Source organism: Mycobacterium sp. (assembly GCF_019243155.1).
GTDB lineage: Bacteria > Actinomycetota > Actinomycetes > Mycobacteriales > Mycobacteriaceae > Mycobacterium.
The window spans coordinates 1-6,336 of the sequence record NZ_JAFAUS010000467.1 but is presented as its reverse complement, the minus strand read 5'-3'; the positions used below and the strand labels follow the sequence as shown (position 1 = coordinate 6,336).

Genomic DNA, 6,336 nt, shown 5'->3' with positions numbered 1-6,336 from the left:
GCGTTCGACCTGGCCAGCCGGCCCGTCGCCGAGCGCGTGAAGATCGCGATCGCGGGATGACCGTGAGCAGGCTGCGGACGGCGCTGGACAAAGGACCCCCGATCTGGGGTGGCTGGATCACCGGCCCGACGCTGATCGGTCCCGAGGAATTCGCCAGGGCCGGTTACGATTACGTCGGCTTTGATGCCCAGCACAGCTACCTCGACGACGCCGACATCGCCGGCATCCTGCGACGCCTGGACAACGTGGACATCGGCACCGCGGTGCGGCTACCCAACGCTGATCCCGCACCCATCGGCCGGGTGCTGGACGCCGGCGCGGACGCGGTCATCATCGCGATGATCGAGTCGGCCGACCAGGCCGCCGCGGCCGTGGCCGCCACCCGCTACGCGCCCGCGGGCATCCGCAGCTTCGGCCCGCTAAGCGCCGGACTGGGTCTCGACCCGGTCACCCACGAGTCGCGGGTCAGCGTGTTCGCGATGATCGAAACGGCAGCTGCGCTGACGAATCTGACCGAGATCTGCGCGGTCGACGGCCTCGCCGGGATATACATCGGCCCCGCCGATCTGGCCCTCTCGATGGGAACGAATCCCATCGGGGCGACCAGGCATCAGGATGTCTTGGATGCGATCGTGCGGGTTCATCGGGTAGCCACCGAAGCCGGGCTGATCACCGCGATCCACGCGAGCGAAGGCAAGACGGGGCATGCCATGGCGCAGCTCGGGTTTCAGATGATCACCCTCGCGGCCGAATCGCAGGCGCTGCGCCGCGGCGCGGCCGAACACCTACGTGAGGCGACCGGCCGGTGAGCGACAATCAGGCGCAGATCCGTGAGCTGATCGCCGGGTATGCGCTCGCGCTGGACGCCGGCGACGTCGATCAGTGCGTCGACCTGTTCGCACCTGACGGTGAATTCCTGGTCTACGGAAAGACGTTCGCGGGCCATGAGGGCATCGGCGGAATGTTCCGGGCGGCGGCGCGCGGACTACACCTGACGGGGGTGTCGCAGATCGACGTCGACGGAGACGTCGCCACGGCGCGATCGCAGGTGCTGTTCGTCCGCAGCGGTGACTTCGTGCTGCGGCCCGCCCTGTACGACGACGAGCTGGCCCGCATCGACGGGCACTGGCGCTTCGCCCGCCGTCGCTGCCGATTCATCACCAGCGCCGGACTGGCTGACAGCCCCGAGGATCCTTCATGAGCGAACGCGTCGCGGTGGTAACCGGGGCCGCCGGCGGACAGGGCTGGGCCATTGTCAAAAGGCTGCGTGCGGACGGCTTTTCGGTGGCCGCCTGTGATCGGCGGACCGACGAGCTCGCCGCGACGGTCGACGAACTGGGTGACGACGACGTGATCGCCGTCGAACTCGATGTCACCTCGGCGGGGCAGTGGGATGAGGTCGTCGCGCGCGTGGTCGACCGGCTCGGGGCGCTGAGCACGCTGGTCAATTGCGCCGGCGTGCTGCACCGGGCGTCGCTGGCCGACGAGACGCCCGAAGGCTTCGAAAACTCTTGGCGCGTCAACTGTCTGGGCGCGTTTCTCGGTATGCGCGCAACGCTGGAGCGGCTGCGCGCAGCGCAGCACGCCTCGATCGTCAACATCTGCAGCACCGGGGCGGTCCGCCCGTTCCCGCAGCACGCCGCCTACGGATCGTCGAAGTGGGCGTTGCGGGGACTGACCCAGACGGCCGCCGCCGAGCTCACGCCGTCGGGCATCAGGGTCAACGCCGTGTTCCCCGGGCCGATCGCGACCTCGATGCTCGATGAGGCGACACAGACACGGCTGTCGGCCACCTCGATGTTCGGGAGGATCGGCCGGCCGGGCGAAGTCGCCGACGCGGTTGCCTTCCTGGTGTCGCCGGAAGCGTCGTTCGTCACCGGCTCGGAACTCGTCGTCGATGGTGGGCAATGCCTGCAGATCCCATGAACGCCCAACTGTCGGTCGGCATCATCGGCGCCGGCCCAGGCGGCCTGGCCCTCGGAATTCTGTTGACGCAAGCCGGGTTTCGCGACTTCACGATTTTCGATCGCGAGGACGACGTCGGGGGAACCTGGCGGATCAATACCTATCCGGGACTGGCGTGCGACGTCAAGTCGCACCTCTACTCGTTCTCGTTCGACCTGAACGCGAACTGGTCGCGACTCTGGTCGGCGCAGCCCGAGATCCTCGCCTACTTCCAGCGCTGCGCCGACAAGTACGGCCTGCGAACACATCTGCGGCTGCGCACCGAGATCCGCTCGGCCCGTTGGGACCCCGACACGCAGCTGTGGTGCCTGACGACCGCGACCGGTGAACGGCAGCATTTCAACGTCGTCGTGTCGGCGGTGGGCCTGTTCACCCGGCCGCTGCTGCCCGAACTGGTGGAACAGGAGCCGTTCACCGGGACGGTGATGCACTCGTCGCGATGGGACCATTCGATTCCCCTCGACGGCAAGCGAGTTGCGGTGCTGGGCACCGGTTCGACGGCGTCGCAGCTGCTGCCGGAGCTGGCCAAGGTGGCCGACAAGGTGTATTCGGTGCAACGATCGCCGACCTGGATACTGCCCAAACCGGACCGGCACTACACGCGGCGGGAGCGCTGGATCTTCGCGCACGTGCCGTTCGCCAAGAAGCTGTACCGGACGCGGCTCTGGCTGCGCAGCGAGGCCAACATCTCGGTGATCGAGCATGGCAGCGAAAAGACCGAGGACTTCACCGCCCTCGCGCTTGGCCTGCTCGAAAAGACCGTCGCCGATGAGGAATTGCGGCGCAAGCTCACCCCGGACCACCCGATGGGCTGCAAGCGGCTGGTGTTCTCGTCGGATTTCCTGCCCGCACTCACCCAGCCCAACGTCGAGGTGTTGACCAGCCCGGCCCGCTATCTGCGGGCGCACTCGCTGGTCACCGAGGACGGCACCGAGCGCGACGTCGACGTGGTGGTGTGTGCGACCGGCTACGCCGCGGCCGACTACCTCGCGGAACTGGACGTCATCGGCGAGGACGGGATCGCGCTGCGGGAGGTCTGGCGCGACGGGGCGCACGCGTATCTGGGCATGGCCGTGCCGGGGTTCCCGAACTTCTTCATGCTGTACGGCCCGAACACCAACGTCGGGTCCAATAGCGTGATCTTCATCCTCGAAGCGCAGGCGCGCTACATCGTGCGGGCGCTGAAATACCTGCGGCGCAAGGGCAAAGCCTACGTCGGGGTGCGACCTTCCGCGCTGGCCGACTTTGTCGCCAAGATCGACCGATGGATGGTCGGCACGGTGTGGACCACGCAGTGCAGCAACTACTTTCGCGCCCCGAACGGACGCGTTGTCACGCAGTGGCCACGCAGCGCGCGTACCTTTTGGGAGATGACTCGCAGGTTCAAGCCGGCCGACTTCCGATTCGAGGCGCCGGCCGTGCCGGCGCCTGAGGTGTACACGGCGGTGCACAGGGGCCGTCGATGACGGACCTGGACGGTTTCGAGCGGCTCGACCCCGCGCTGCGCGCGATCGCGACCATCCGGACCGACTTCTCGCTGGACGCGATCCACCTGATGCGCGAACCGTTCAACGAGCGGCGTCGCGCCGCGGCCCAACAAACCGATGCCCAAGGCGTCGAGGTCAACGATGACCACGCGCCTGGCGGCGTCGGAGTCCGGATATATCGCGGCGGGCGCCCGGGCGAGCCTGCGCCTGCCGTAATCTACTGCCATGCAGGCGGTTTCGCATTGGGAAACCTGGACACGGACCACCGTCAGTGCATAGAGCTCGCGCACCGCGGCTGCTGCACGGTGGTGTCGGTGGACTATCGGCTCTCGCCCGAGCACCCGTATCCGGCCCCGCTGGAGGATGCGAGCGCGGTTCTTGCTTGGGTCGCCGACACGGCCGCAGACCTCGGCGTGGATCCGGCACGGCTGGCCGTCGCGGGCAGCAGCGCCGGCGGCGCTCTGGCCGCCCGGCTGGCGCAGGGCGCCGCCGACGGGTCGCTGCCGCCGGTCGTGTTTCAGTTGCTGCACCAGCCCGTGCTCGACGACCGGGAAAGCGCTTCGAAGAAGGAGTTCGCGACCAGCCCCTCGTTCGACGCCGAGGCGGCGGAACTGATGTGGGGGTATTACCTGGGCTCGCGGATCCCGTCGGCGGAGGCGGTGCCTGCGCGGCGACAGCAATTCGCCGGGCTGCCACCGGCTTTGATCACCTGCGCCGAGGTCGACCCCTTTCGCGACGAAGCCGTTGAATACGCCCTCTCGCTGCTGCGCGCCGGGGTCTCGACCGAACTGCACGTATTCGCGCATACCTGCCATGGCTTCGACTCGCTGCTGCCCGACCTGCCGGCCTCCGAGCGATTGTTTGCGCTACAGGGTCAGGCCCTGTCGAGGGTGTTCGGCGAAGGATTGATGTCGCTGAAAAATTGCTAGCGCATCCGCTAGCAGATTTCAGACCGCGGTTGTGGTTGCCTTGGCGGTAAAGGTGTGACTCAGCCGAGCGCAATGACCTCAGGAGGACGTATGGCGTGCTGCGATGTCCCGATTGCTGCTGAGGACTGTGACGGAGCGTTCACCGTCGACTCGTCGCGGGTGACCTTCGGGCGCGGCTGCCTGGGCGAGGTGGGCGACCGGGCGCGCGCTCTCGGGATGCGGCGGGTGGCGCTGTTCTCCGACGCCCGCGTCTCCGAATTGCCCGTCTTCGCCAAGACGCACGAGTCGCTCGTCGCTGCCGGCCTGGACGTCGTCACCTATACCGACGTCCATGTCGAGCCCACCGACGCCTCCTTCCAACAGGGGGCGGGGTTCGCCCAAGAGCTGAATCCCGATGGCTACATATCGTTGGGCGGCGGCTCCGTCATCGACACGTGCAAGGCCGCCAACCTCTACACCACCTATCCCGCCGACTTCCCGGCCTACGTCAACGCGCCGGTCGGCGAGGGCAAACCCGTACCCGGCCCGCTCAAGCCGCACATCGCGTGCCCCACCACCGCGGGCACCGGCAGCGAGGTCACCGGCATCACGATCTTTGACTATGTGGCGATGTCGGCGAAGACGGGCATCGCGTCCCACGCGCTACGCCCGACCGAGGCGCTCGTCGATCCCGACTGCACCGCGAGTCTGCCCGCGGAGGTCGTCGCCGCCGCCGGCCTCGATGTGCTCTCGCACGCGTTGGAGTCCTACACCGCGCGGCCCTACGTCCAGCGACGCGCGCCGGACCGGCCCAGCAAGCGACCGATGAGCCAGGGGGCCAATCCGTGGAGCGATCTGGGGTGCCGCGAGGCGTTGCGCCTGCTGGGGCAGTACCTGGAGCGTGCGGTGAGCGACGCCTCCGACGGGGAGGCCCGCGAGCAGATGATGTGGGCCGCAACGCTTGCCGGCATCGCGTTCGGCAACGCAGGTGTGCACGCACCCCACGGCATGGCGTACGCGGTGGCCGGGCTGGTGCGCGACTTTCGCCCCTCGGGCTATCCCGCCGACGAGCCGCTCGTGCCGCACGGCATGGCCGTCATCCTCAACGCGCCGTCGTCGTTCCGGTACACCGCGCAGGTCAGCCCGGAGCGCCACCTGGAGGGGGCCCGGCTGCTCGGCGCCGAGACACGGGGCGCCGACGCGAAGGACGCGGGCGAGGTGTTGGCGAGCGAACTCATCCGCATCATGCGGGCCGTCGGCATGCCGAACGGCCTCGGCGGGGTGGGCTACACCGACGACGACGTGGCCGCCCTGACCGAGGGCGCCCACCCTCAGCAGCGCCTCCTGCAGAACGCCCCGCGCGAGATGAGCAAGCCCGTGCTCGCGGACCTTTTCCGGCAAGCGATGCGTTACTGGTAGCCATGGCTGGACAACCGCAGGTCGAGCTCACGAGCGACGACTTCCCCGTGCTGTGGCCGGTGGACACCAGGTGGGCCGACAACGATATGTTCGGGCACCTCAACAACGCGGTCTACTACCAACTGTTCGACACCGCGATCAACGCCTGGATCAACACCAGCACCGGCCTGGACCCGCTCGCCGCCCCCGCGTTGGGCATCGTCGCCGAGTCTGGATGCCGCTACTTCTCCGAACTGCATTTTCCGGAGGGTCTCGTGATCGGGCTCGCGGTGACGCGGCTCGGCCGCAGCAGCGTCACCTACCAGCTCGGCGTCTTCCGCTCGAAAGACCACGCGCCGATCACCGCGCTGGGGCACTGGGTGCACGTCTATGTCGATCGGACCACCCGCAAGGCGGTGCCGATTCCCGACGCCATCCGTTCCCTGCTGTCGACCGCGACCGTCGACGCCTAGGCCCGAGATATCGCCCGGCGCCGTGACTTTCGCGTGCCCGGCTATGCTTCGGCAATGCCCGTTCTGAGCAAGACTGTCGAGGTCGACGCCGACGCCGCCTCGGTC

7 protein-coding genes are annotated in these 6,336 nt (G+C 68.2%); all 7 read left to right on the top strand.

From position 1 onward, the window contains the following. Positions 1 to 56: 56 nt before the first annotated feature. The 7 genes from JOZ00_RS23590 to JOZ00_RS23560 all read left to right on the top strand — a co-directional run bounded on the left by JOZ00_RS23590 (position 57) and on the right by JOZ00_RS23560 (position 6,231). A complete protein-coding gene (locus JOZ00_RS23590) occupies positions 57 to 809 on the top strand; it encodes an aldolase/citrate lyase family protein (protein WP_293348898.1) in 753 nt (250 codons plus the stop codon). Then, entirely contained in the window at positions 806 to 1,201 is a 396-nt protein-coding gene (locus JOZ00_RS23585) for a nuclear transport factor 2 family protein (RefSeq protein WP_293348895.1), read from the top strand. The genes JOZ00_RS23590 and JOZ00_RS23585 overlap by 4 nt, the downstream gene beginning before the upstream one ends. Further along, complete coding sequence (locus JOZ00_RS23580) at positions 1,198 to 1,926, top strand: SDR family oxidoreductase (protein WP_293348892.1); 729 nt, start codon at positions 1,198 to 1,200, stop codon at positions 1,924 to 1,926. Before JOZ00_RS23585 ends, JOZ00_RS23580 begins: the two co-directional genes overlap by 4 nt. Further along, complete coding sequence (locus tag JOZ00_RS23575; RefSeq protein WP_293348889.1) at positions 1,908 to 3,431, top strand: NAD(P)/FAD-dependent oxidoreductase; 1,524 nt, start codon at positions 1,908 to 1,910, stop codon at positions 3,429 to 3,431. The genes JOZ00_RS23580 and JOZ00_RS23575 overlap by 19 nt, the downstream gene beginning before the upstream one ends. Further along, entirely contained in the window at positions 3,428 to 4,381 is a 954-nt protein-coding gene (locus JOZ00_RS23570; protein WP_293348886.1) for an alpha/beta hydrolase, read from the top strand. Before JOZ00_RS23575 ends, JOZ00_RS23570 begins: the two co-directional genes overlap by 4 nt. Before the next feature lie 90 nt (positions 4,382 to 4,471). Next, positions 4,472 to 5,779: a hydroxyacid-oxoacid transhydrogenase gene (locus JOZ00_RS23565; RefSeq protein ID WP_293348883.1), complete on the top strand. Its 1,308-nt coding sequence runs from the start codon at positions 4,472 to 4,474 to the stop codon at positions 5,777 to 5,779. A 2-nt stretch (positions 5,780 to 5,781) separates the two neighbouring features. Next, entirely contained in the window at positions 5,782 to 6,231 is a 450-nt protein-coding gene (locus JOZ00_RS23560; protein ID WP_293348880.1) for a thioesterase family protein, read from the top strand. Positions 6,232 to 6,336 lie beyond the last annotated feature (105 nt).